Source organism: Pseudomonas pisciculturae (genome assembly GCF_015461805.1).
GTDB classification, from domain to species: Bacteria; Pseudomonadota; Gammaproteobacteria; order Pseudomonadales; family Pseudomonadaceae; genus Aquipseudomonas; species Aquipseudomonas pisciculturae.
In genome coordinates, this window is sequence record NZ_JACVZE010000002.1 from 269,670 (window position 1) to 292,103 (window position 22,434).

At 59.5% G+C, this 22,434-nt stretch carries 19 protein-coding genes; 8 read left to right on the plus strand and 11 right to left on the minus strand.

Annotated features, from left to right (window positions below; all coding sequences use genetic code 11):
* Positions 1 to 72 precede the first annotated feature (72 nt).
* Positions 73 to 324, plus strand: coding sequence for a YfhL family 4Fe-4S dicluster ferredoxin (locus ICY20_RS06910; RefSeq protein ID WP_003213796.1), 252 nt, complete (start codon positions 73 to 75; stop codon positions 322 to 324).
* A 121-nt stretch (positions 325 to 445) separates the two neighbouring features.
* Here ICY20_RS06910 and mutM read toward each other — a convergent pair whose 3' ends face one another.
* Together mutM and ICY20_RS06920 are read right to left on the minus strand one after the other, a co-directional pair.
* Complete coding sequence (mutM, locus tag ICY20_RS06915; RefSeq protein WP_135292515.1) at positions 446 to 1,258, minus strand: bifunctional DNA-formamidopyrimidine glycosylase/DNA-(apurinic or apyrimidinic site) lyase; 813 nt, start codon at positions 1,256 to 1,258, stop codon at positions 446 to 448.
* Positions 1,259 to 1,279: 21 nt separating this feature from the next.
* Entirely contained in the window at positions 1,280 to 2,146 is an 867-nt protein-coding gene (locus ICY20_RS06920) for an HDOD domain-containing protein (RefSeq protein WP_194937203.1), read from the minus strand.
* Between the two features lie 225 nt (positions 2,147 to 2,371).
* Between ICY20_RS06920 and ICY20_RS06925 the strand changes: the two genes are divergently transcribed.
* The 3 genes from ICY20_RS06925 to ICY20_RS06935 all read left to right on the plus strand — a co-directional run bounded on the left by ICY20_RS06925 (position 2,372) and on the right by ICY20_RS06935 (position 6,376).
* Positions 2,372 to 3,568 carry a class I SAM-dependent rRNA methyltransferase gene (locus ICY20_RS06925; RefSeq protein WP_053127951.1) on the plus strand — a complete coding sequence of 399 codons (1,197 nt, stop codon included), beginning with the start codon at positions 2,372 to 2,374 and terminating at the stop codon, positions 3,566 to 3,568.
* A 388-nt stretch (positions 3,569 to 3,956) separates the two neighbouring features.
* Complete coding sequence (locus ICY20_RS06930; protein ID WP_159957934.1) at positions 3,957 to 5,039, plus strand: SagB/ThcOx family dehydrogenase; 1,083 nt, start codon at positions 3,957 to 3,959, stop codon at positions 5,037 to 5,039.
* 122 nt (positions 5,040 to 5,161) lie between these two features.
* Positions 5,162 to 6,376, plus strand: coding sequence for an MFS transporter (locus tag ICY20_RS06935; RefSeq protein WP_194937204.1), 1,215 nt, complete (start codon positions 5,162 to 5,164; stop codon positions 6,374 to 6,376).
* Here ICY20_RS06935 and ICY20_RS06940 read toward each other — a convergent pair.
* Positions 6,351 to 8,084: a DUF4153 domain-containing protein gene (locus ICY20_RS06940; protein WP_194937205.1), complete on the minus strand. Its 1,734-nt coding sequence runs from the start codon at positions 8,082 to 8,084 to the stop codon at positions 6,351 to 6,353. The two genes, ICY20_RS06935 and ICY20_RS06940, sit on opposite strands and share 26 nt — an antisense overlap.
* A 278-nt stretch (positions 8,085 to 8,362) precedes the next feature.
* Here ICY20_RS06940 and ilvD point away from each other — a divergent pair, with 278 nt between their 5' ends.
* A complete protein-coding gene (gene ilvD, locus ICY20_RS06945) occupies positions 8,363 to 10,204 on the plus strand; it encodes a dihydroxy-acid dehydratase (protein ID WP_159957928.1) in 1,842 nt (613 codons plus the stop codon).
* A 61-nt stretch (positions 10,205 to 10,265) separates the two neighbouring features.
* On the opposite strand, the gene ICY20_RS06950 is transcribed toward ilvD, so the two are convergent.
* The 4 genes from ICY20_RS06950 to ICY20_RS06965 form a co-directional block, all read right to left on the minus strand.
* Positions 10,266 to 12,617, minus strand: coding sequence for a TonB-dependent siderophore receptor (locus ICY20_RS06950; protein WP_407692618.1), 2,352 nt, complete (start codon positions 12,615 to 12,617; stop codon positions 10,266 to 10,268).
* Between the two features lie 180 nt (positions 12,618 to 12,797).
* Entirely contained in the window at positions 12,798 to 13,745 is a 948-nt protein-coding gene (locus ICY20_RS06955; RefSeq protein WP_194937207.1) for a FecR family protein, read from the minus strand.
* Positions 13,742 to 14,275: an RNA polymerase sigma factor gene (locus tag ICY20_RS06960; RefSeq protein ID WP_159957922.1), complete on the minus strand. Its 534-nt coding sequence runs from the start codon at positions 14,273 to 14,275 to the stop codon at positions 13,742 to 13,744. Before ICY20_RS06960 ends, ICY20_RS06955 begins: the two co-directional genes overlap by 4 nt.
* A gap of 205 nt (positions 14,276 to 14,480) precedes the next feature.
* A complete protein-coding gene (locus ICY20_RS06965; RefSeq protein ID WP_194937208.1) occupies positions 14,481 to 15,539 on the minus strand; it encodes a haloacid dehalogenase-like hydrolase in 1,059 nt (352 codons plus the stop codon).
* Between the two features lie 239 nt (positions 15,540 to 15,778).
* On the opposite strand from ICY20_RS06965, the gene ICY20_RS06970 reads away from it, so the two are divergent.
* The gene (locus ICY20_RS06970; RefSeq protein WP_194937209.1) at positions 15,779 to 17,170 is read left to right on the plus strand and encodes an L-cystine transporter; all 1,392 of its coding nucleotides are present in this window, start codon (positions 15,779 to 15,781) and stop codon (positions 17,168 to 17,170) included.
* An 86-nt stretch (positions 17,171 to 17,256) separates the two neighbouring features.
* Here the strand turns inward: ICY20_RS06970 and ICY20_RS06975 are convergent, their stop codons facing one another.
* Positions 17,257 to 17,769: a dihydrofolate reductase gene (locus ICY20_RS06975; protein ID WP_194937210.1), complete on the minus strand. Its 513-nt coding sequence runs from the start codon at positions 17,767 to 17,769 to the stop codon at positions 17,257 to 17,259.
* Positions 17,770 to 17,866: 97 nt separating this feature from the next.
* Between ICY20_RS06975 and ICY20_RS06980 the strand changes: the two genes are divergently transcribed.
* Both ICY20_RS06980 and ICY20_RS06985 read left to right on the plus strand, forming a co-directional pair.
* Positions 17,867 to 19,237 (plus strand): DUF2868 domain-containing protein, encoded by a 1,371-nt coding sequence (locus ICY20_RS06980; protein ID WP_194937211.1) that lies wholly within the window; start codon positions 17,867 to 17,869, stop codon positions 19,235 to 19,237.
* The gene (locus ICY20_RS06985; RefSeq protein ID WP_159957912.1) at positions 19,230 to 20,603 is read left to right on the plus strand and encodes a DUF3482 domain-containing protein; all 1,374 of its coding nucleotides are present in this window, start codon (positions 19,230 to 19,232) and stop codon (positions 20,601 to 20,603) included. Before ICY20_RS06980 ends, ICY20_RS06985 begins: the two co-directional genes overlap by 8 nt.
* Positions 20,604 to 20,683: 80 nt before the next feature.
* Here the strand turns inward: ICY20_RS06985 and ICY20_RS06990 are convergent, their stop codons facing one another.
* The 3 genes from ICY20_RS06990 to ICY20_RS07000 form a co-directional block, all read right to left on the minus strand.
* On the minus strand, positions 20,684 to 21,214 hold the full coding sequence (locus ICY20_RS06990; protein WP_159957910.1) for a hypothetical protein: 531 nt from the start codon (positions 21,212 to 21,214) through the stop codon (positions 20,684 to 20,686).
* A 63-nt stretch (positions 21,215 to 21,277) separates the two neighbouring features.
* Positions 21,278 to 21,853, minus strand: a complete 576-nt coding sequence (locus tag ICY20_RS06995; protein WP_159957908.1) for a hypothetical protein — start codon at positions 21,851 to 21,853, stop codon at positions 21,278 to 21,280.
* On the minus strand, positions 21,841 to 22,419 hold the full coding sequence (locus ICY20_RS07000; RefSeq protein ID WP_194937212.1) for a hypothetical protein: 579 nt from the start codon (positions 22,417 to 22,419) through the stop codon (positions 21,841 to 21,843). Before ICY20_RS07000 ends, ICY20_RS06995 begins: the two co-directional genes overlap by 13 nt.
* Positions 22,420 to 22,434 lie beyond the last annotated feature (15 nt).

The following is a 22,434-nucleotide window of genomic DNA, read 5'->3' on the forward strand; positions in this document are numbered from 1 at the left end:
AAGCGCCAATGCGGCACAATTGCGCGCATTAGTTTTCAGATGCCCTGGCTGACAGCCCTGGCAGGAGTTTCCATGTCTTTGATCATCACCGACGATTGCATCAATTGCGACGTCTGCGAACCCGAGTGCCCGAACGCTGCCATTTCCCAAGGTGAAGAGATCTACGTGATCGACCCTAACCTGTGCACGCAGTGTGTCGGCCACTATGACGAACCTCAGTGCCAGCAGGTGTGCCCGGTGGATTGCATTCCGTTGGATGAGGCTCATCCGGAGACGGAAGAGCAGTTGATGGAGAAGTACCGGCTGATCACCGGCAAGGCTTAAGGGCCTCATCGGGGGCAAGCCCCCTCCCACACTGACTGTATTCACAAATAGAAAGCTGTGAACCCGGTCAAATGTGGGAGGGGGCTTGCCCCCGATGGCTATATCAGCCATCACCCAACAATCAGCTCTGGCACCTAGGGCAAAACACACTCGCCCGCTGCCCCAACACCACATTGCGCAGCTCAGTCCCGCAGACCTTGCAGCCCTCGCCGCCTCGGCCGTACACGAACAGCTCCTGCTGGAAGTACCCCGGCTGCCCATCCCCGCCAATAAAGTCCCGCAACGTAGTGCCGCCCCGCTCAATCGCAGCGGCCAGCACGCGCTTGATCTCGATTGCCAGCTTCAAATAACGCGCCCGTGAAATCCCACCCGCCGCCCGACGCGGATCAATCCCCGCCGCAAACAGCGCTTCGGTCGCGTAGATATTGCCCACGCCCACCACCACCGCGTTGTCCATGATGAACGGCTTCACCGCCATCGACTTACCGCGCGACAGCTGGAACAAGCGCTCACCGTCAAACAAGTCGGTCAACGGCTCCGGCCCCAGGCGCAGCAGCAGTTCGTGGTTGTGCGGGTCTTGGCTCCACAGCATCGCGCCGAAGCGCCGCGGGTCGGTGTAGCGCAGGGCCAGGCCGGATTCGAGTTCGATGTCGACGTGCTCATGCTTGAGTGCCGGCAACCCGGCCTCGACCAAGCGCAAGTTGCCCGACATGCCCAAATGGCTGATCAAGGTGCCCACTTCGGCATTGATCAACAGGTACTTGGCACGCCGCTCTACCAGCACGATGCGTTGCCCGGACAAGCGTACATCCAGGTCTTCCGGGATCGGCCAGCGCAGGCGCCGCTCACGCACCACCACACGACTCACCCGTTGGCCCTCAAGGTGCGGGGCAATGCCGCGTCGGGTGGTTTCGACTTCGGGTAACTCGGGCATGCGTACCTCTTAAAGGAAGGGTCAGTGAACGCCCAGTTCGCGGATCGACAACTTCATGCTTTCAAAGTCGTATTCCGACAGGCCCACGTAGTCCAGCACCAGGTGGCTGATGGCATTCCACTCATGGTCCACCGTCTGGTTGCCCAGCACGCGGTAGGACGAGCAGATGTGCTCGGCCATTTTCAGGATCGCCAGCAGGTTTTTAAGCTGCGGGTTGCGGGACGACTCATCGCTGAAAACGGCCAGGGCGTTGTGGTGGTTGGCGATGGCGTCGGTCACATGCTCCGGCAGGCGCCAGGATTTAGCGGTGTAGTAGCCCACCACTGCATGATTGGTGTTGAACGCGTTGTTCTCGGTATCGACCACGCGGCAGTCCGCACCGGCATTGGCGTAGGCTTCTTCGAGCACCGCCATGTAGTTGGGGAAGCGCTTGAGCATCAACGGCACGCCGCAATCGTGGAACAGGCCCAGGGCGTAGGCCTCGTCCACGGCTTGGGCGCCGGTGCGCTTGGCCAGGGTGAGGCAGGTCATGGCCACGTCCTGGGCGGTGTCCCAAAAGCGGTTGAGGGTGACGATGGTGTCGTCGCTCATCTCGCCCTTGATCGACAACGCGTTGATCAGGTTGATGATCGAGCGGCTGCCCAACAGGTTAACGGCGCGCTGGATCGAGGCGATCTTGTTGCTCAGGCCGAAGTACGACGAATTAACGACCTTGAGCAACGCGCCGGACAGGCCCGGGTCCTGAGAAATCAGCCGGGCGATCACTTCCAGGTCCGGATCGGGCATGTATTGCTCCATCTGCAGATCCACCATGATCTGCGGTTGGGGCGGTACGCTGATACCTTGCAGGGCCTGTTGGATCTGTTCGGCGGATAGCTCTTGGGACATAAGTACTTACTCTGGACTAGGGGGCGATTCTAACCCCTAAGCAAACCTGACCGACACCTCAAAAAACCGAACTGCAACCCGGTCAGATGTGGGAGCTGGCTTGCCATCTATGGCATCACCGCCGTACGTCAGATACACCCCGTTGCCTGCATCGCGGGCAAGCCCGCTCCCACATGAAACGCGCTGTAACAGGTATACTCCCGCTCTTTTTTCCGGAGCGACGTCATGTCCCTGCCAAGCCTGCGTCTCAAAGCCAACGCCGATCGTCGTTTGCGCAACGGCCACCTGTGGGTCTACAGCAACGAAATCGACGTGGCTGCCACCCCACTCCACGGCTTCCAGGCAGGCGACCAGGCTATCCTGGAAGCGGCCGGCGGCAAGACCCTGGGCATCGTGGCCATGAGCCCGAACAACCTGATCTGCGCTCGTCTGCTGTCGCGCGACATCAAGTTGCCGCTGGACAAGTCGCTGCTGGTGCACCGCATCAACGTCGCCCTGTCCCTGCGTGACCGCCTGTTCGACAAGCCGTTCTACCGCCTGGTCTACGGCGATTCCGACCTATTGCCGGGCCTGGTAGTCGACCGTTTCGGCGACATCCTGGTGGTGCAGATCGCCTCGGCGACCATGGAAGCCCATAAAGAAGACGTGATCGCAGCGCTGACCCAAGTGCTCAAGCCAAGCGGCATTCTGTTCAAGAACGATTCTGCCGCCCGCGACGCCGAAGGCCTCAACCGCTACGTCGAAACCGTGTTCGGCTTGGTGCCGGAGTGGGTAGCTCTGGAAGAAAACGGCGTGAAATTCGAAGCCCCGGTGATCCAGGGCCAGAAAACCGGCTGGTTCTACGACCACCGCATGAACCGCGCTCGCCTGGCCCCGTATGCCAAAGGCAAACGCGTGCTCGACCTCTACAGCTACATCGGCGGCTGGGGCGTGCAGGCTGCGGCCTTCGGCGCCAGTGAAGTGTTCTGCGTCGACGCCTCTGCCTTCGCCCTCGACGGCGTTGAGCGCAACGCTGCGCTGAACGGCGTTGCCGAGAAGATGACCTGCATCGAAGGCGACGTGTTTGAAGCGTTGAAAGAGCTCAAAGCCAGCGAAGAACGCTTCGACGTGATCGTCGCCGACCCACCGGCCTTCATCAAACGCAAAAAAGACATGAAGAACGGCGAAGGCGCCTACCGTCGCCTCAACGAGCAAGCCATGCGCCTGCTCAGCAAGGACGGCATCCTGGTCAGCGCTTCGTGCTCCATGCACTTGCCGGAAGACGATCTGCAAAACATCCTGCTGACCAGCGCCCGTCATTTGGATCGCAATATCCAAATGCTGGAACGTGGCGGCCAGGGCCCGGACCATCCGGTGCACCCGGCGATCGTAGAGACGCGCTATATCAAGAGCATTACGTGCCGCCTGCTGCCGAATAGCTAAGTTCATTCGCGTGATGCTGCCCGACTGGTTCCGGGCAGCATCAGTTCACAAAACCGTCCCCTTCAAAAAAAACGAACCTCTTCATTTCTTGTACAAAGTCAAAAACCACTTATAGCTTCATCGTTACAGCAAAAACATACTACAACACCACCAGAATCCTCCTACGCCCCCTGACTAGATAAATCTAAAACCAGCGCCTAGCCTAGTTTCCGTCACCTTTGATTTGCGTGACAGCTACTTAACTTAATGAAATGGAGAGCTGATATGAATGCAATCATTCTTGAGTCAAAAGCACTGGCAGCATTCGCACTGATTGGAATGCCTAAATAAGTCGTTGATTACGGGCTGGGTTGTACACCAACCCAGCCCCAAGAAAGGGGAGTAAACAATGCAAATAAATCCCAACTTATTTTTCCTAACAAAATCGCAACATCTGATTATCTGGAATTACGAAACCCACGAGCAATTTGAGTTAGATCTCGCGCACTCGCAGCGTTTGCTGGAGCTTGTTTACGACCTTTCGCTTTATGACCCTGAGCTTGAGATAGACTCGACGTTCACTAATAACTCAATTATTCAACAAGGTGCGCCAGCGCCAGATAACCAGTGGGGATGGGATGACTTGTCGAGGATATTCCACATCGGTACAAAGGACTTGTCAGATACTGATCAGCCTACAGACAGCGTCAGTTGGGCAGCTCATTATTTGGCCCACTGCCAGGGCGTAATGCGCACGAACCCTCCTGCTTCAAATCGGTTCGCTCATCTCCAACAGGAAGACTTTATCAGCCTACCGCAGCCCTCACCGAACGAATCTCTCAGAGCATACCCGTTACTGCAGCACACGCTAATAAAACGAAAAACCTGCCGCAGCTACTTAAACAAAAGCATTTCTTTAGAAGACCTAAGCACGCTGCTCTACCTGTCTCTAGGGCACTTAAAAGAACGCCTGCAAGACACCTCAGATTTAACGCCCCCCTCTTTCCAAGCTAGACGAAGCAGTCCGTCAGGTGGTGGATTAAGCTCCAGCGAAGGTTATGTGTATGCGCACAACATAAGAGGCGTAAACCCCGGACTTTATTATTACCACCCAGCGCTACACGCACTCAGGCTAATTCGTCGAATACAAGAGCCTCTTGGAAACTACCTTAACGGCCAGCACTTCATCGATAACCTTCCCTTTGGTATTTTCATTACTTCGCGATTCGACAAGCTGTGGTGGAAGTATCCACACTCCCGAGCCTACCGAGTTGCCCTCATAGAAGCCGGACACATCGCACAAACGACCCAACTCATTTCAACCGCCATGGGGCTTAACACATGGCTGTCCTCCGCTATCAACGACACCAAGGTCGAGAAAGCCCTTGGCATACAGGGCCTTGGAGAGCAGCTAGTTCTTTTCGTCGGAGCAGGCTACAGCGACGGTCAGGTTTTCAGCGATGAATTCGAAAAGCTTTTGAGGACTGATTGAAGCCTTGGCAATGCAGCCTTTTACAGCATGCCTCGGGAAGAGAATGACTCCACCTTTATTGATTGAATTCTCGCCACCCAAGGCTAGTATCGGTTTTGGGTACCCCTCCGGAATACAAAACAATGTCTGAGTCTTCCTGCTCGCCCTTACCCGGTGGTGTGATAAAACGCCACCAACCCTCACGCTTCATCCTCATCACCTGCATCTCCCTGATCAGCTTCTTCCCGATCAATATCCTGCTGCCCTCCTTCCCCGCCCTGTCCGCCCACTTCGACACACCAACGACCGACGTGGCGCTATCCATCAGCCTGTTCACGCTGGTTTTCTCGATCTCCCAACTGGTCGCCGGCCCGCTGTCGGACAAATGGGGTCGCAAGGAAGTGCTGATCGGTTGCATCGCCCTGTCGATCCTTGGGGCCATCGGTTGCGCACTGGCGCCGGATTATCTGACGTTCCTGCTGTTTCGCAGTGTGCAGGCAATGGGTTGTGGATTCTTTGTATTGGGCCACGCGCTGGTGGAGGACTTGTTCGATGAGCAAGATCGCGCCCGCATACGCCTGTATTACATGACCTTGAGCGGCTCATTTGTGGCGCTTTCGCCGCTGATCGGCTCCTGGCTGCAAACCACCTTCGACTGGCAAGGCAGCTTCTACGGCTTTGCCCTAATGGCGCTGGGCATGCTGATCCACGCGTTGTGCATCTTGCCGTCGAAGTCCGCCAGCCCGCACCGCGAGCCGGTGTCGATCATCGCCACCCTCAAGGCCGTCATGCGCAATAAGAATTTCCTGCGCTACTGGTGGATCGCCGCGCTGGTCTTCACCTGCTACTTCGCCCTCATCAGCGTCACACCGCTGATTTTCATGGATGCCTTGAAGCTCTCCGAATACCAATACGTGCTGGTGCTGATGGTGTACGGCGTGGCCTACCTGCTCGGTGGCGTCGCGGCATCGTATCTGCAGAAACACATCCCCCTGTCCCGGCAGATCAATATCGGCCTTCGCTTGCTGGCAATCGCCGGGGGGCTACTGACGTTGATTGTCAGTATGGAAGCCATCACCACCGTGACCCTGCTGATCCCGATGCTGATCAGCGCCCTCGCCGTCACCCTGGTGCGACCCGCCGCGATTTCCGCAGCGATGCTGCTGTTTTCCAGCAGCGCCGGCACGGCGGCGTCGGCGGGCAACAGCATCATGTTCCTCACCGCCGCCGTCAGCAGCGCGGCGTTGGCCCAGGCGGGCGAGCATCTGCTGCTGACCATCGCCCTCAGTTTCATCGTGCTCAGTCTATGGGGGCTGATCACCAACCGGCAGACTACGGCTCACGCATTACCGGTGTGAGCAGCATGTCACTGGTCTGCAACTGCCGGTAACGCGGCTTGACCAGCTCGATCCTGCCGATGCGGATGTCGTGGATCAACATCTCGGTGTCCACATAACCGTCCGGCAGTTGCGTCCAGACCAGTGGGCCGCGATCGTCCCACTTGCCCTTCTCGTCCAGGGCAAAGATGCGCGGGGGCTTGGAGTCGTGGCGATAACCGGTGTTCGGAATCGCCAGCACTTCGGGTTGGCCATCCAGGTCGAGGTCCACCGCCCACAACACACACTTGGACTCGCACGGTGAGTCGGTATCCAGGCTCAGCTCTGCAAATTGCTCGCTGCCCTTGGGCTTGGGGCCGATCCATTCCAGTTCGGCCTTGGGCCGCTGGGCGCGCTCCTTGGCGTATTGCTCGCTGAAACTCAGCGACGTGTCGTCCATCCGCTCGCGCAAGATACGGCGCGAGTCCGCGTCGAGAATGCGCTCTTTATCCAGATCCTCCTGCAACCGGGCGTAAGCCTCCTCGCCGGCCTTCTCCAGGCCAAAACGCAGGTAGTGCGCATCAAAGGCCTCAGCCTTGGTGCGCCCGTCGAGCAAGCGTTGCACCTGATCATTCACACTGAGTTGCACTGGGCTGAGCAACGGCGTGTTGATCAACACCACCAGCGCACAAAACAGCAACGCCAGTGCCGGGTTGGTCACGCGCAAATTGCCCAGCCACACCGGTTTACGCAGCACCACCGCCCACACCGCCGCCAGGCCATACAAACCGCACAACAACGCCGCCGCCAGCGCGATGAAGCGTTGCGGCGACAAGGCGTATTGCTCAACCCGCAGCCAGCTCGAATAAAACGCCAGCGCCGCCAGCACCGGCAGACACAACAGGCTCAACTCGATAAAACGCGTCAGCCACTGGGGATAGGGCCGCGGCTGCCGGCCATCCTGGAACACCCCATTGAGCAGGAACAACTGCGCGCCGGCCAACACCAGCAAAATCGGCGTGGAGTAGCCCGTGGCCCAGATCCGCCCGAGCCCGGTAAACGGCAGGGCCAGGGTAAACAGCACGCTGATCAGCGCGATCAACGGCAGCAGCAAACCGCAGGCGCTGAGCAGCATGCTGCGCATCTGGCCGATGACCTTCTCGCTACGCGCCGCCAAGTACATGCCAAGCGCGAACACCAGCGGCAGGGCAAAACACAGGAACAACTCACTCCAGAAGTGCCGCTCGAAAAACTCGATGCCCAGCATCAGGAACAGGCGGCTCCACAGCTTGAGCAACGCCATGAACAACCCCACCAAAATCAACGCGTAGAGCACGATAAACACGCTGTTCCAGGCTTGCTGGAACAGGTCTTCATAGCGCCAGCGCTGGCCTTTGGCAGAGGGCCAGGCGAACAGGAAACTGGCGCAGACGTAGCTCAGCACCACCACGCTGATAAACCAGGAGTTGATCGCCCAACGGTTGTTGCCGATATGCTCGGCGCCGTAACACACCCACAGCGTCATGCCGCCCATCAGCAGGGTGAACACCAGCGTTGGCAACAACGAACGCCAGTGTCGTGCTTTTTCGCCAAGCAACTGCAACGTGGTGCCGCCCACCAGGGCCAGGGTGTAGGTGACAAAAAACAGCGCTTCGTTTACGCGATAAAGCTGGTCGGAGTAATAGAAGGCGATTCCCTGGACCAGGCCGATCAGCAGGTAGAACCCAAGAAAACGATTGATACCGGGCATTCCAGTTCCTTTGGAGTGGGGAGGGGCAAAAAAGGCCGCCAGTCTAAACAAAGCCGCAGGCCCTGTATTGCCCCGTTCCCTCCAGCCGCCAGCGGTGTAGAATCGGCCCTATTCATCGCCAGTCATCCCCCGGCGGGTTTATGAGCTCAAGGCCAATGCGCACGGCGATCCCGTAACGTTTGCGGCAACTTCCGGACACCAGGGCCATTTTTCGGGTGTTCCAGACGTCAATAGAAGCTCACTCCCCTTTGATACCGATTAGCCGCCCGGAGTGCTCCATGCCAGATTATCGCTCGAAAACATCCACCCACGGCCGCAACATGGCCGGCGCCCGCGCACTGTGGCGCGCCACGGGGATGAAAGATGACGACTTCAAAAAGCCGATCATCGCGATTGCCAACTCGTTCACCCAGTTCGTACCGGGCCACGTCCACCTCAAGGACCTGGGCCAACTGGTCGCCCGCGAGATCGAACGCGCTGGAGGCGTAGCCAAAGAATTCAACACCATCGCCGTCGATGACGGCATCGCCATGGGCCATGACGGCATGCTGTATTCCCTGCCGAGCCGCGAGATCATCGCCGACTCCGTGGAATACATGGTCAACGCCCACTGCGCCGACGCCATCGTGTGCATCTCCAACTGCGACAAGATCACCCCCGGCATGCTGATGGCCTCCCTGCGCCTGAACATCCCGGTGATCTTCGTCTCGGGCGGCCCGATGGAAGCCGGCAAGACCAAGCTCGCCTCCCACGGCCTCGACCTGGTGGACGCCATGGTCATCGCCGCCGATTCCAGCGCTTCTGACGAGAAGGTCGCGGAATACGAGCGCAGCGCCTGCCCTACCTGCGGTTCGTGCTCCGGCATGTTCACCGCCAACTCGATGAACTGCCTGGTAGAAGCCCTGGGCCTGGCGTTGCCGGGCAACGGCTCCACACTGGCCACCCACAGCGACCGCGAACAGCTGTTCCTGCAGGCCGGCCGCACCATCGTCGAGCTGTGCAAGCGCTACTACACCGAGAACGATGACTCGGTATTGCCGCGCAATATCGCCAACTTCAAGGCGTTCGAAAACGCCATGACCCTGGACATCGCCATGGGCGGTTCCACCAACACCATCCTGCACTTGCTGGCCGCAGCGCAAGAAGCCGAGATCGATTTCGACCTGCGCGACATCGACCGTCTGTCCCGTCACGTGCCACAACTGTGCAAGGTCGCGCCGAACATCCAGAAGTACCACATGGAAGACGTGCACCGCGCTGGTGGGATCTTCTCGATCCTGGGTTCGCTCGCCCGTGGCGGCCTGCTGCACACCGACCTGCCGACCGTGCACAGCAAGACGCTCGCCGAAGGCATCGCCAAATGGGACATCACCCAGACTGACGATGAAGCCGTGCATCACTTCTTCAAGGCTGGCCCGGCCGGCATCCCGACGCAAACCGCGTTCAGCCAGTCGACCCGTTGGGAAACGCTGGATGACGACCGTGAAAACGGCTGCATTCGCAGTGTCGAGCACGCCTACTCCCAAGAAGGCGGCCTGGCCGTGCTGTACGGCAACATCGCCGTCGACGGCTGCGTGGTGAAAACCGCCGGTGTGGATGAGTCCATCCACGTCTTCGAAGGCCGCGCCAAGATCTACGAAAGCCAGGACAGCTCGGTACGCGGCATCCTCGCTGACGAAGTGAAGGAAGGCGACATCGTGATCATCCGCTACGAAGGCCCCAAAGGCGGCCCGGGTATGCAGGAGATGCTGTACCCGACGTCGTACCTGAAATCCAAAGGCCTGGGCAAAGCCTGTGCACTGCTGACCGACGGGCGTTTCTCCGGCGGTACGTCGGGCCTGTCCATCGGCCACGCTTCGCCAGAAGCCGCTGCCGGTGGCGCGATTGGCCTGGTGCAGGATGGCGACAAGGTACTGATCGACATTCCGAACCGTTCGATCAACCTGTTGATCAGCGATGAAGAGCTGGCCGCACGCCGGGCCGAGCAAGACAAGAAAGGCTGGAAACCGGTAGAGAAGCGTCCACGCAAAGTCACTACCGCGTTGAAGGCCTATGCGTTGCTGGCCACCAGTGCCGACAAAGGCGCTGTGCGTAACAAGGCCATGCTCGACGGCCTGTAAGCTGCGCCCATAAAAATGCCCCGCCTAGTGCGGGGCATTTTTTTGCCTGGCGTTAGGCGCCCTAGTAGTTGGCCCGCACGCTCAAGGTCAAGTTGCGCGGCTCGCCGTAGAAGTTGGAACCCCAGGCACTGTCGACGCGCTCGTAGTAAACCCGGTCAAACAGGTTGTTCACGGTCAGGCTGGTGGAGACTTGCGGGCTGATGGTGTAGCCCACCTGAGCCGTTGCGACGCTGTAGCCACTCTGCTGGAAATGCACGTCACCGCGTTCGTAGTAGGTCGGGCTGACAGCGCGCAAACCGCCACCGACGCTGAAGTCTTTGAGTGGGCCGTCGACAAACTCATAGCGGGTCCAGACATTAAAATTGTGCTTGGGCGTGATCGTGCTGAACAAATCGCCTTCTGTCAGCGAATCCGCCTTGAGAATTTCAGTCTGCGTGAACGCATAGCCGGTGGTGATACTCCAGTTGTCAGTGAGGTTGCCGGACAGCTCCGTCTCCCAACCCTGGCTGCGGACCTTGCCCTGAGCGGCGTAGGTTTGGGTATTGCCCAGCAACTGCGCACGGTTTTCATCGTAAATACGGAACAGCGCCACGCTGGCGTTGAGGCGCCCATCGAAAAACTCACGCTTGAGGCCCACTTCGTACTGCTTGCCTTTACGTGGCTTGATGGTTTGGCCGCCGGCATTCACTTCGGTTTGCGGCTTGAATACGCTGGTGTAACTCGCGTAAGCCGACAGTTCAGGCGTCAGCTTGGCGACCAACGCGGCATAGGGAATGAACTTGCGGTTGATGTCGGTTTGCGTGTTGCTGTAATTGTTGAAAAACGCGTTGGCGTTTTGGGATTCGCTCTCAAACCAGGTGACACGGCTGCCCAGGATGACATCCAGCCAGTCCGTCGCACTGATTTTGGTACGCCCGTAAAGCCCATACTGGTGGGAAGTAGACCAGTTGCCGTTGTCCATGACGAACTCGGATTTGGGGATATTGATAGCGCCCGGATCAAACACATTGATCGGGTAATACTCCCCGCCGCCGTAGGTAAAGTCCTTGTTCACATGCTGGTATTCAGCCCCCAAGGTCAGCTCATGGGTACGACCCAGCGCTTGCACCGGCAGGGTGACGAAGCTGTCCAGGCCCAGGGTTTTAATGTGGGTGTAATAGGAATACGCCACGGCCGAGCTTTCGCCGGTCGCAGGGTCAACGGCCCCATCGGTCCAGGTGAAATTACGCGTAGGGGTCTCGGCGTCTCGATAAGTCAGGGAGGTCTTGAATTGACCACCATTGTCCAACTGGTGGTCCAACTCGGTGAAACCTTCCCAGACTTGCTCCTTGAGCTGGTTCCATTTTGCGTCAACATAGGTTGAGCGCTTCACGTCCAGCAGCTTGCCATCGGAATAGGCGGGCAGCCCGAACGCTGGCGTCGAATGGTTTTCCTGGTAGGCGCCGCCGACCGACAGAGTGGTGGCGGGGTTGAAGTCGTATTCCAGGCGGCCATACACCATCGGCTTTTTGTTCTGTGCGTAATCCACAAACGACTTGTTGCTCTCGTAGGTGGTCACAAACCGCCCCCGCAACGAGCCTTGCTCATTCAGCGGCCCGGTCACATCCACGGAGCTGTGGTAGTGATCGTAGGAACCGGCGGACAATTCCCCGCCCAAGGCGAAGTTGCCCAAGGCGCGCTTGCGCACGACGTTAATCGTGCCACCTGGCTCGCCAGCCCCCTGATAGAGCCCTGAAGGCCCCCGCAGTACTTCGACGCGATCGTACATCGCCAAGTCAAAACTGGTGGCCAAGTCGCCCTGGCCAGTGGGTTGCGAGACGCCATCGACCTGCACCTGGTCTACCAAAAAGCCACGCACATACACATCGTTAAGGCTGGAGCCGGAGTTGTAGGTCTTGATGGTGGCGCCCGTCACCTGCCGCATGGCGTCCTGGAGGCTGTTCATATTTTGATCATCCAGCCGCTGGCGCGTCAGTACGCTGATGGACTGCGGGATGTCTTTGAGCTTCTGCTCGCCCTTGCCGATGCTGACGGCATTGCTGGTGTAAGAACGGGTGCCTTCGGTGGTCACTGCCGAGCGCTGGCCGCTGACGGTGGTTGCACCCAGCTCCAGCGCCGCGCTTGAAGGCAGTAGTCTTTCCAGGGTCACCGTGTCGGCGTCAATGAACCGCACAGCCAAGCCACTGTCGGCGAGCAATCGGGCCAACGCATCGCGCTGGGATAACTGCCCGCGGACACCTGGGGAAACTTGCCCTTGGGTCACATCGGCCGCCGTCAACACCTGCACCCGCGTCACCGCCGAAAACGCTGCCAACGCGCCGTCCAGGCTTTGCCCTGGAATATCGAAGCGATAAGTCTGAGCTTGAGTGGCTTCAGCGGCCTGCAGGTACAGCGGCGCAGTGCCGCAAGCCATGGAAATGGCCAGTGCCAGCAAGGGCCGTGCGGCGTATCGGTGTGCCATGGATGGTGCTCCCCGGTGCAAAAAAGTCTGTGATCGGCGCCGCACTACTTGAGAGTGCTTACTATTTGCGCCTCAGTGATCAAGGACGATGCCCTGTGGGAAAACCCTGAAAATATTTTGAGAAACTTGCACTCAGGACGCTTTGCCTTCGCGCAACACCAGCAAATACGGGGTGTAGTGCTCGGCGTGCAGGTTGAGGGTGTACTCCAGCGCCTTGATCACGGCATCAGGCTTGTCGATCTCGAACACGCCAGACACCACGCGATTGCGCAACGCGTCGCCCAACACCAAGGTCTTGCCGGGCCAGTAGCGGTTCAACTCGCTGACCACCTCCGACAGCGGCTGCTGGCGAAACACCAATTGCCGCTGACGCCAGGCAAAACCGCTGGCCGGGTCGAAACCGTGGACGTTCGCAAGGCGCTGGTCCTGATATTCCACCGCCAATCCAGGCTCCAGGTAAACCGGCGTGCCACTGCCAGCGCTGACTTGCACCTTGCCCTGGGCCACCTGCACCCGTGTCTGCGCATCACGCCGCGCCACGCTGAACTGGGTGCCGACCACCTTGACCCAGCCCTCGCCGGACTGCACCACGAACGGCCGCGACGGATCTTTGGTCACGCTGAAAAACCCTTCACCGCGCAGCAGACGAATCTGACGCTCACCACCGCTCATGCGCACTTGAATCGCGCTGTCGGTATTGAGTTGCAACTGGGAGCCATCGGCCAATTCAACGGTGCGCGACTCGCCGGTGCCGGTGGCGTAGTCCGCACGCAGGCGGTCCAGCCAGGGGGTGTTCTGCACCGTCAGCCCTACCGCCAACAGCATGGCGGCGGCGCACGCCCAACGGCGCGCCGGTTTACGCCAGGCGGCTTGCTCGGCGCGGCGGATTACCCGGGCCGGCTCGCGCAAGCCACCGAGCAGCGCCTGCACTTCCTGCCAGGCGTCATCCTGGGCCTGGCCTTGCCCGAGCCAGGCGGCAAAGGCCTCCATTTCGGCCGGGGTCACGTCCTCGGCTTGCAGGCGGAAGTACCAGCCAGACGCTTCTTCGAACACTTCGTCGGCAGTGGGTGTGGCGGTCATGACCGACGTCCTTGTGCATCGCAGGCGAGCCGCGTCTTGATGTAGGCGCGGCATTCAATCAAGGAGCGACGCAATTGGTATTCCACACTGCGCGGGGTGATCGACAGGCGCTCGCCAATCTCGCGGTAGGAAAGTTCGTCGACATGATAGAGCAGGAAGATCTGCCGAGTCGCTTCGGGCAACGCTAGGATCGCGTCCTGCATCAGTTGTTCTTGCTGGTAGGCCGCCAATTGTTCATCGGCACCGGGGTTGGTGCACGGCAGTTCTTCACTGGGCTCGCCCGCGTCCAGGCGCTCACGGCGGATGGCCTGGCGCTGGTGATCGCGCACCAGGTTGCTGGCAATGGTGAAGAGAAAGGCCGGGAGGTTGTCGATCTTCTCGCCGCAGCCCATGCGCGCCAGGCGCAGGAACGATTCCTGGGTCAGGTCGGCGGCCACTTGGGCGCTGCCGGTGCGCCGGGTGACGAAGGCTTCGAGGGCTTTCTTCTGCTCCGCGAACAGGCGCGCGATCTGCGAATTCCAGGAGAGCACGGCACTACCTTGAGAGGAACGGGGAGTTCAGGAGGTGTGCACGCTAGCAGAGGATGAGATTTGTTCGCAATTGATATCTATTTTTTGCTGTGGGTTTTGTGGTGTTCCTGAGATAGCTATCGGGGCAAGCCCCCTCCCACATTTTGACCGTGTGAACCCGATCAAATGTGGGAGCTGGCTTGCCTGCGATAGGGGCGACTCGGTGTTACTGAATGTCGTCAGGCTTAACGATCACCCAGTTTTTGTCCGCCGTCACCGCCAACCCTTCCTTGGCCTGCGCCGCCGCATGCTTGGCCATCATGCCGTTGAGCTGGGTCATGTATTTGTCCTTGCGGTTGATCCACAGGTGCACGCCACCCTTGGCCACGTCCACATCGTGAAACAGCATGTAGCCATCGCTGGTCGGCGTATCACCACCGACGATCACCGGCTTTTTCCATTCGTCGATGTAGGTGAGGATCGCCGCGTGTTTACCGGCCATCCAGGTCGCCGGGGTCCACAGGTACGGGGTGAGTTCCAGGCCAAGGTTGGCCTTCTCGTCATATTTGCCGGCGGCGATCTGTTTGCGGGCGGTGGTCAGCTCGCCGGTCTTGCGGTCTTTGAGCAGGGTGGTCACGCCGATGACATTCTCGGGTTTGACGTTGTAGCCGTACTTGGGATCGGCGGCGACCATGCGCACCAGTTCCTCGGAAGCGGCGGTCATTACGTACACCTCGATGCCGTTTTCCATCAGCTTGTTGTACAGCTCCTGTTGGCCAGTGAAGATTTTTGGCGGCTGCACTTCGGACTTTTTCACCGCGTCGCCTTCGAAATAACTCACCGGCACAGGCTTGCCGGAGGCCATCAGCTCATCCACCTGGACCTTGAGTTCCTTGAGGGTGAAGCCAGAGAACACTTGGGCAACCCACGGGTAGCAGACCATGTCGTCCACTTCGCAAAGGCGATAGTAGTAACTGAACAGGCTTTCTTTGTGGTCGGCCGTGTCTTTGAAGGGCATCAGCTTGAGTGACGGGTCGAGGCTGTCACGGGTGATCAGGCCCTTGTTTTCCATGTAGGGCAGCAGGGACTCTTCGAGGTCGTAGCGGTAGCTGGTGTTGTCCATGTCGAACACCGCGTAGTTACCCTTGTTGGCGTTGGCGGCGACCATCTCGTTCAGTTGCTTGGCGGCCGGGGCTGGCCAGTGTTTCAACTCGGTGGCGGCCATGGCCTGGCCGGCGAGGCCCAAGCACAGTGCTGCGGCAAACATTCTCGAAGCGAGCTTCATATGCATTTTCTCCCTGAGTGAAAAACCTCGACGCTAACAAATCCCTGTGACAGTTACCGCCCGAGCACGACCGCTTGCGTCGTGATCGCGCCAACCGCATACGCCTGAGCGCCAAAGCCTTATTCCAAAAACGACAGTTGCCATTCCATCTTGTTATTAATTCATTAGATATCAAGCTGTTAGGCTTTCCGGTTCGCAATCGCAGGCTCACGCGATTGGCAGCCTCTTACGGAGCTTCAATGAATCTGCCCCTGATTCTCAACTTACTGGTGTTCGTGGCCCTTTTACTGGGCCTGGCACAAACCCGCCGCACAAATTGGAGCCTGGCCAAAAAGGTGCTGTTCGCCTTGGCCTTGGGCGTGGCCTTTGGTGTCGCTTTGCACAGCATCTACGGCGCCGGTAATCCGGTGCTCAAGGCCTCCATCGGTTGGTTCGACCTGGTAGGCAACGGTTATGTGCAATTGCTGCAAATGATCGTGATCCCGCTGGTATTTGCCTCGATCCTCAGCGCTGTGGCACGCCTGCACAACGCTGCATCACTGGGCAAGATCAGCTTTCTGACCATTGGCACCCTGCTGTTCACTACCGCCATTGCGGCATTGATCGGTATCGGCCTGACGAACCTGTTTGGCCTCACCGCCGAGGGTCTGGTGGCCGGCACCCAGGAAATGGCGCGCCTGCAAGTGATCCAGAGCGATTACGCAGGTAAGGTCGCCGACCTGAATATCCCGCAGTTGCTACTGTCGTTCGTGCCGTCCAACCCGTTCGCCGACCTGGCGCGGGCAAAGCCGACGTCAATCATCAGCGTGGTGATCTTCGCCGCATTCCTGGGGGTTGCCGCGCTGCAACTGCTCAAGGATGACGTGGAAAAAGGCCAGAAAGTGCTCAACGCCATCGACACCCTGCAAGCCTGGGTGATGCGTCTGGTGCGCCTGGTGATGAAGCTCACGCCTTACGGTGTGCTGGCGCTGATGACCAAGGTGGTCGCCGGCTCCAACCTGCAAGACATCATCAAGCTCGGCAGTTTTGTGGTGGTGTCGTACCTGGCCCTGGGCCTGATGTTTGTGGTGCACGGGCTGCTGCTGTCGCTGGCCGGGATCAACCCGCTGCGGTTCTTCCGCAAGGTGTGGCCGGTGCTGACGTTTGCGTTTACCAGCCGCTCCAGCGCGGCGGCGATCCCACTGAGCATCGAAGCGCAGACGCGCCGCTTGGGCATCCCGCAATCCATCGCCGGTTTCGCCGCCTCGTTTGGTGCGACCATCGGCCAGAACGGTTGCGCCGGGCTCTACCCTGCGATGTTGGCCGTGATGGTAGCGCCAACCGTGGGCATCAACCCGCTGGACCCGCTGTGGATCGCGACCCTGGTGGCGATTGTGACCTTGAGTTCGGCCGGTGTTGCCGGCGTGGGCGGCGGTGCGACCTTTGCGGCGCTGATCGTGCTGCCGGCCATGGGTTTGCCGGTGTCACTGGTGGCGCTGCTGATTTCGGTGGAGCCGCTGATCGACATGGGCCGTACGGCGCTGAACGTGAACGGTTCGATGACGGCCGGGGCGATTACCAGCCAGATCATGGGGCAGACGGATAAGGCGTTGTTGGAGGCCGATGAGCATGCTGAGTTAGCGCAGGCCTGATGGACCGCTATCGGGGGCAAGCCCCCTCCCACACTTGATCGGGTTCACACGGTCAAAATGTGGGAGGGGGCTTGCTCCCGATGCTTTTAAGCCTTTTCCCAAACTTCAAAGTTGTACGCCGGCTTGTCGCCCTCAGCCGCGTTCTCGACATTCGACACCAGCTTCCACTGGTTCAAATCAAACTCCGGAAACCACGCATCCCCGTCCGGGCTCAACGCCACCCGCGTCAAATACAGGCGATTCGCCTGCTCCAGCCCCTGCGCATACAACTGCGCGCCGCCGATCAGCATCAGCTCATCCACGCCCTGTTCCAGCGCCCATTCCTCAGCGCGCTCGACCGCAGCCTCCAGCGACGGAAAAACTTCCGCACCTTCAAGCACCAGATCGGTCTGACGGCTGACCACCAGATTCAAGCGCCCCGGCAATGGTCGGCCCAGGGAATCCCAGGTCTTGCGCCCCATGATGATCGGCTTGCCGAGGGTGGTGGCCTTGAAATATTTGAAATCCCCCGGCAAATGCCAGGGCATGCTGTTGTCGACGCCGATCACGCGGTTTTCACCGAGGGCTGCGATCAGGCTTAAAGGGAGAGTTTTTTTCATGGCGACGAGAATACCAGAGCCCCCTGCCACGCGCAGCGTGCACTAAACAGCCTCACAGGGGTTATGCTCCAGGCTCACAAACACAACAGGACAACGCGTGACTCCTCTGCACACACTCTGGCTGACAGAAACCGTGCGCCTGCGCGAAGAACACGCAGGCCCGCTGGAAGACCTGGAAGCCAACCGCCTGGCCCGCACGGCCGGGGGCGACTTGCCGACGCGCATTCAACGGCGCGCCTTGCACCTGGCCGAGCGTGACGGGCTGACCGGCGCCCTCACCCGCTGGCTGCAAGGTGCACGCCTTGCGCTGGTGCTGTTGGCAATCGTCGCGGTGATCAGCGGCGCTGGCCTGGCCTTTGCCGCGCTAGGTAACGGCCAGGCCCCGGTGAATGTGTTCTGGGCGCTCGGCAGCTTGCTCGGGTTGAATCTGATTCTGCTGATCAGTTGGGCACTTGGTTTGCTGTTTGCCGGCGAACACGGCGCCAGCCTGGGCCGCTTGTGGTTGTGGCTCAGTGAAAAACTCGCCCGTGATGCCAAGGCTGCACAGCTGGCCCCGGCGCTTTTACTGCTGCTGCAACGGCAAAAACTCAACCGCTGGGCCGTGGGTGTGCTGGTTAACAGCCTGTGGTTGCTGGCGTTGCTCAGCGCCATGGTGATTCTGCTTACGCTACTCGCCACCCGTCGCTACGGCTTTGTGTGGGAAACCACCATTCTTGGCGCCGATACCTTTGTTGCCGCGACTCAAGCGCTGGGCACCCTGCCCGCCCTGCTGGGGTTCAACGTGCCGACCGTCGAGATGATCCGCGCCAGCGGCGATACTGCCCTGAATATCGAAAGTGCCCGCCAGGCCTGGGCTGCCTGGTTGGTGGGCGTGCTGCTGGTGTATGGCGTGCTGCCTCGCTTGATCCTCGCCCTGTTGTGCCTGTGGCGCTGGAAACGCGGGCGCGCCGCCCTGCGCCTGGACCTCAACCTGCCCGGCTACAGCCAATTGCGCGAACGCCTGATGCCGAGCAGCGAGCGTCTCGGGGTCAACGATGCCGCGCCCGAGCAGTTGCACCACGTCAGCGGCGGCGTCAGTGAATTGGAAAGCGACGGCGCCCTGTTGGTGGCCATCGAACTGGACGACCAGCACGCCTGGCCGCCCAAGCTGCCCGCCAGCGTGAAGAACGCGGGCATCCTCGACAGCCGTGAGTCGCGCAACAAACTGCTGGAACAACTCACGCGCTTCCCGCCCGCCCGCCTGGCTATCGCCTGCGACCCACGTCGCTCGCCGGATCGCGGCAGCCTGGCGCTGATCGCCGAACTCGCCCGCAGCGCCAGCGAAACCCGCGTGTGGCTGCTGCAAGCGCCAACCGGCCAGGCGCTGGACGCCGAACGCCTGGGCGACTGGCACGCCGCCCTGCAACAGCTGGAGCTGCCCTACGCCGACTGCGCGCCGCTGAACTGGCTGGAGACCGGACATGACTAAACCGCTGAAACTCGCCGTGGTCGGCCATACCAATGTCGGCAAGACCTCGCTGCTGCGCACCCTGACCCGTGACGTAGGCTTCGGTGAAGTCTCCCACCGCCCCAGCACCACGCGGCATGTCGAAGGTGCGCGCTTGTCGGTGGACGGCGAAGCCTTGCTGGAGCTGTACGACACCCCCGGCCTGGAAGATGCCATCGCCCTGCTCGATTACCTCGAACGCCTGGATCGCCCCGGCGAACGTCTCGATGGCCCGGCCCGCCTGGCTCGCTTTCTCGAAGGCAGCGAGGCCCGCCAGCGTTTCGAGCAGGAAGCCAAGGTGCTGCGCCAACTGCTGGCCTCGGACGCCGGCCTGTATGTGATCGACGCCCGCGAGCCGGTGCTGGCCAAATATCGCGACGAGTTGCAAGTGCTGGCCAGCTGCGGCAAGCCGTTGCTGCCGGTGCTCAACTTCGTCAGTAGCAGCGACCACCGCGAACCGGACTGGCGCGAAGCCCTGGCCCGCCTCGGCCTGCATGCGCTGGTGCGTTTTGACAGCGTTGCACCGCCGCAAGACGGCGAGCGGCGGCTGTATGAAAGCCTGGCCCTGCTGCTGGAAACCGCCCGACCGCAGTTGGAGCGTTTGATACTTGACCAAGAGGCCCAGCGCCAGACGCGCCAGCAAAGCGCCGCACGCTTGATCGCCGAGCTGTTGATCGACTGCGCCGCGTGCCGTCGTAGTGTGGTCACCGAAGATGAGCAGCAAGCCATCGGCGATTTGCGCAAGGCGGTGCGCCAGCGCGAACAAAAGTGTGTAGAAGCGTTGCTCAAACTGTACGGCTTCCGCCCCCAAGATGCCGCCGCCAGCGACTTGCCGCTACTGGACGGCCGCTGGGGCGACGACCTGTTCAACCCCGAAACCCTCAAGCAACTCGGTGTGCGCGTCGGCGGAGGAATCGCCGCAGGCGCAGCCGCCGGTGCCGGAGTGGATCTATTGGTGGGCGGCTTGACCCTCGGCGCCGCCGCCCTGGCTGGCGCGATTGCCGGTGGCGCCCTGCAAACCGCCCGCAGCTATGGCAGCCGCCTGCTGGGCAAGATCAAAGGTCACCGCGAGCTGACCGTCGACGACAGCGTGCTGCGCCTGCTCGCCCTGCGCCAACGTCAGTTGCTCAAGGCTCTGAGCCTGCGCGGCCACGCGGCGATGCACAGCATCAAGGTCGACACACCCCAGGACAAAACCTGGCGCGAGGGCAAATTGCCGGGCGCGCTGCACAAAGCCCGCGCTCATCCGCAATGGTCGTCCCTCAATTTCACGCCCAAACTGAATCAAGCTGAGCGCCAGGAGCAAGTTGAACAGCTGGCTGAAGCCCTCTGGGAGTTGGCGGATTAATGCCCATTTGAATATCAGTAATAACGTGGCTGACGACTCAACGATTATCCGGTCAGCAACGAACCTACGCGCGCCGAAAATTACTGCCAGTTAAACCTCAAATAGAAGCTGATCATGTTCTGTAGGGCATTTCGATCCTCTGTGTCGAACTCATCAAGGGCGATCACCTCCTCGCCCAGCTCCATATTCCCCTTCGTGACAGTTTCACTCGCGGTAAAGCTAAACATCAGTGTGTCTTTCCCGTTCATGGGTTTCTCATTCTGATAAAAATCCAATCGGACTTCGATAGGCTTTGTGGCCGTGTCGAAGCGGCTGACATACATATTTATCGAGCGAAACGGTGCAGAGGGCCGGCCAAGCCAGTTGACTTTCAATACATTGTTAGCAAATTGCTTCAACAGTGACCTGTCCTGCTCGCCCGAGACGCCATTGCCATTTATGTCTCCGGTGATTTGATAGTCGACCAGGCCATTAGCGGTGACATCAACGGCTGTCGCAGTGCGCACAAGCTCATCGGGTAGCGACGGGCTGCGCTGAATAAAAAACAGGTTCACGGTATCCGCTTGAGCATTCCCGCTCTGATCCTTCACAACAACTTTCAAATAACGCATCAGCTCTTTCTCTGTAAAAACCCAGACATTTAGACAGCTCTACCGTAGGCCAGTCATTGCCGTTTAAGACGCTGGAATATCGACGACCTTGACCTCAAAGGTTTCAGGCTCGTGCCAGTTGAACTGCAGGTAGAGTTCGGCGAGTTGCTGGACCAATTGCTGGTCAACGTCATTGATCAAACCATCATGGTTTATATCGAAATGGATGTTCCACTCCAGCGTCCCATCATTGTCGAAGTCATACGCGGCGTGCCACGCGACCTGGGTGTTCGACTTGCCGCCCCCTGCCTCTTTATGTAGATGCAGCCGCACAGTGTCGGGCGTGCCGTCTTTATAAAAATCTTCGGAAAAAATCTTCATGTAGCGCGTCAAAGCGGGCCCGCGGTTATACCAATTCAGCTTCAAATACGTATTGGCGAACCGGTCGAGTACCCTTTTATCGAGAAGGTTTTCCTTACCGTCATGGGTGACATCACCGCGACTGTAATCAACTCTGCCGTCTGCGGTGAAATCATAGGCCACGGCCTCATCGACCAATTTGTCCGTTTCGCTCGGGCTGCCCTGATAAAACTGAAGCCGTACCAGGTTGGCGCGACCAATGCCCACCAGGTCATGTGCAGTGACTTTTAAATAACGCATGGAACCTCCTGCCTTGACCAAGAGCGACAGGTATTCAGATCAAACCACGCTAACTTCAAGAACGCGGTGCAGAGCGAGCGGATCAGTTCTTTATCTGCATTGTCGGCCACCCCATTGCGGTCGACATCACCGTTAGTAAACGACTCCAATACCCCATCGCTGTCACCGTCATAACCGGCCGCCGTGTAGACCAGCGACGCTTTGCCACCCGCTACCGTGCTCTCGTGGAAATCCAGCTTGAGCGCATTCGGGCGCCCGGTTTTACCGAAATGATCGGCATAAAGGGTCAGCGTGCGCTGCCGATGGTTAGCCGCGTTGAACCAGTTGAGCTTCAAAAAGCTGGTGGCGAGTGCCTCGATCTGGTGTTTATCCATGTCCAGCGCTTCAGGTGCGACATCACCCAGTTGCAATTCAACAAAGGCACCATCCGTGCCGGTAACCACACCGATGACTTCGTACATCAGCTCATCGGGGCAGTCGGAATGATGTTGGTAAAACTGCAAAATGACGGTATCAGCGGAGCCCTTGCAGTCCTTGCCCTGGGCGGAGGCTTTCAAGTAGCGCATCAGTGTTGCTCCTTA

Bases quoted from the DNA above. Each gene is read 5' to 3' on its own strand.
- ICY20_RS06920 (WP_194937203.1), bottom strand. From the start codon at position 2,146: ATGTCCCAAGAGCTATCCGCCGAACAGATCCAACAGGCCCTGCAAGGT.
- ICY20_RS06950 (WP_407692618.1), bottom strand. From the start codon at position 12,617: ATGGCTTGCGGCACTGCGCCGCTGTACCTGCAGGCCGCTGAAGCCACT.
- ilvD (WP_159957928.1), top strand. From the start codon at position 8,363: ATGCCAGATTATCGCTCGAAAACATCCACCCACGGCCGCAACATGGCC.
- ICY20_RS06935 (WP_194937204.1), top strand. From the start codon at position 5,162: ATGTCTGAGTCTTCCTGCTCGCCCTTACCCGGTGGTGTGATAAAACGC.
- ICY20_RS06925 (WP_053127951.1), top strand. From the start codon at position 2,372: ATGTCCCTGCCAAGCCTGCGTCTCAAAGCCAACGCCGATCGTCGTTTG.
- ICY20_RS06930 (WP_159957934.1), top strand. From the start codon at position 3,957: ATGCAAATAAATCCCAACTTATTTTTCCTAACAAAATCGCAACATCTG.
- ICY20_RS06990 (WP_159957910.1), bottom strand. From the start codon at position 21,214: ATGCGTTATTTGAAAGTTGTTGTGAAGGATCAGAGCGGGAATGCTCAA.
- ICY20_RS06975 (WP_194937210.1), bottom strand. From the start codon at position 17,769: ATGAAAAAAACTCTCCCTTTAAGCCTGATCGCAGCCCTCGGTGAAAAC.
- ICY20_RS06955 (WP_194937207.1), bottom strand. From the start codon at position 13,745: ATGACCGCCACACCCACTGCCGACGAAGTGTTCGAAGAAGCGTCTGGC.
- ICY20_RS06965 (WP_194937208.1), bottom strand. From the start codon at position 15,539: ATGAAGCTCGCTTCGAGAATGTTTGCCGCAGCACTGTGCTTGGGCCTC.
- ICY20_RS07000 (WP_194937212.1), bottom strand. From the start codon at position 22,419: ATGCGCTACTTGAAAGCCTCCGCCCAGGGCAAGGACTGCAAGGGCTCC.
- ICY20_RS06985 (WP_159957912.1), top strand. From the start codon at position 19,230: ATGACTAAACCGCTGAAACTCGCCGTGGTCGGCCATACCAATGTCGGC.
- ICY20_RS06940 (WP_194937205.1), bottom strand. From the start codon at position 8,084: ATGCCCGGTATCAATCGTTTTCTTGGGTTCTACCTGCTGATCGGCCTG.
- mutM (WP_135292515.1), bottom strand. From the start codon at position 1,258: ATGCCCGAGTTACCCGAAGTCGAAACCACCCGACGCGGCATTGCCCCG.
- ICY20_RS06970 (WP_194937209.1), top strand. From the start codon at position 15,779: ATGAATCTGCCCCTGATTCTCAACTTACTGGTGTTCGTGGCCCTTTTA.
- ICY20_RS06910 (WP_003213796.1), top strand. From the start codon at position 73: ATGTCTTTGATCATCACCGACGATTGCATCAATTGCGACGTCTGCGAA.
- ICY20_RS06995 (WP_159957908.1), bottom strand. From the start codon at position 21,853: ATGCGTTATTTAAAAGTCACTGCACATGACCTGGTGGGCATTGGTCGC.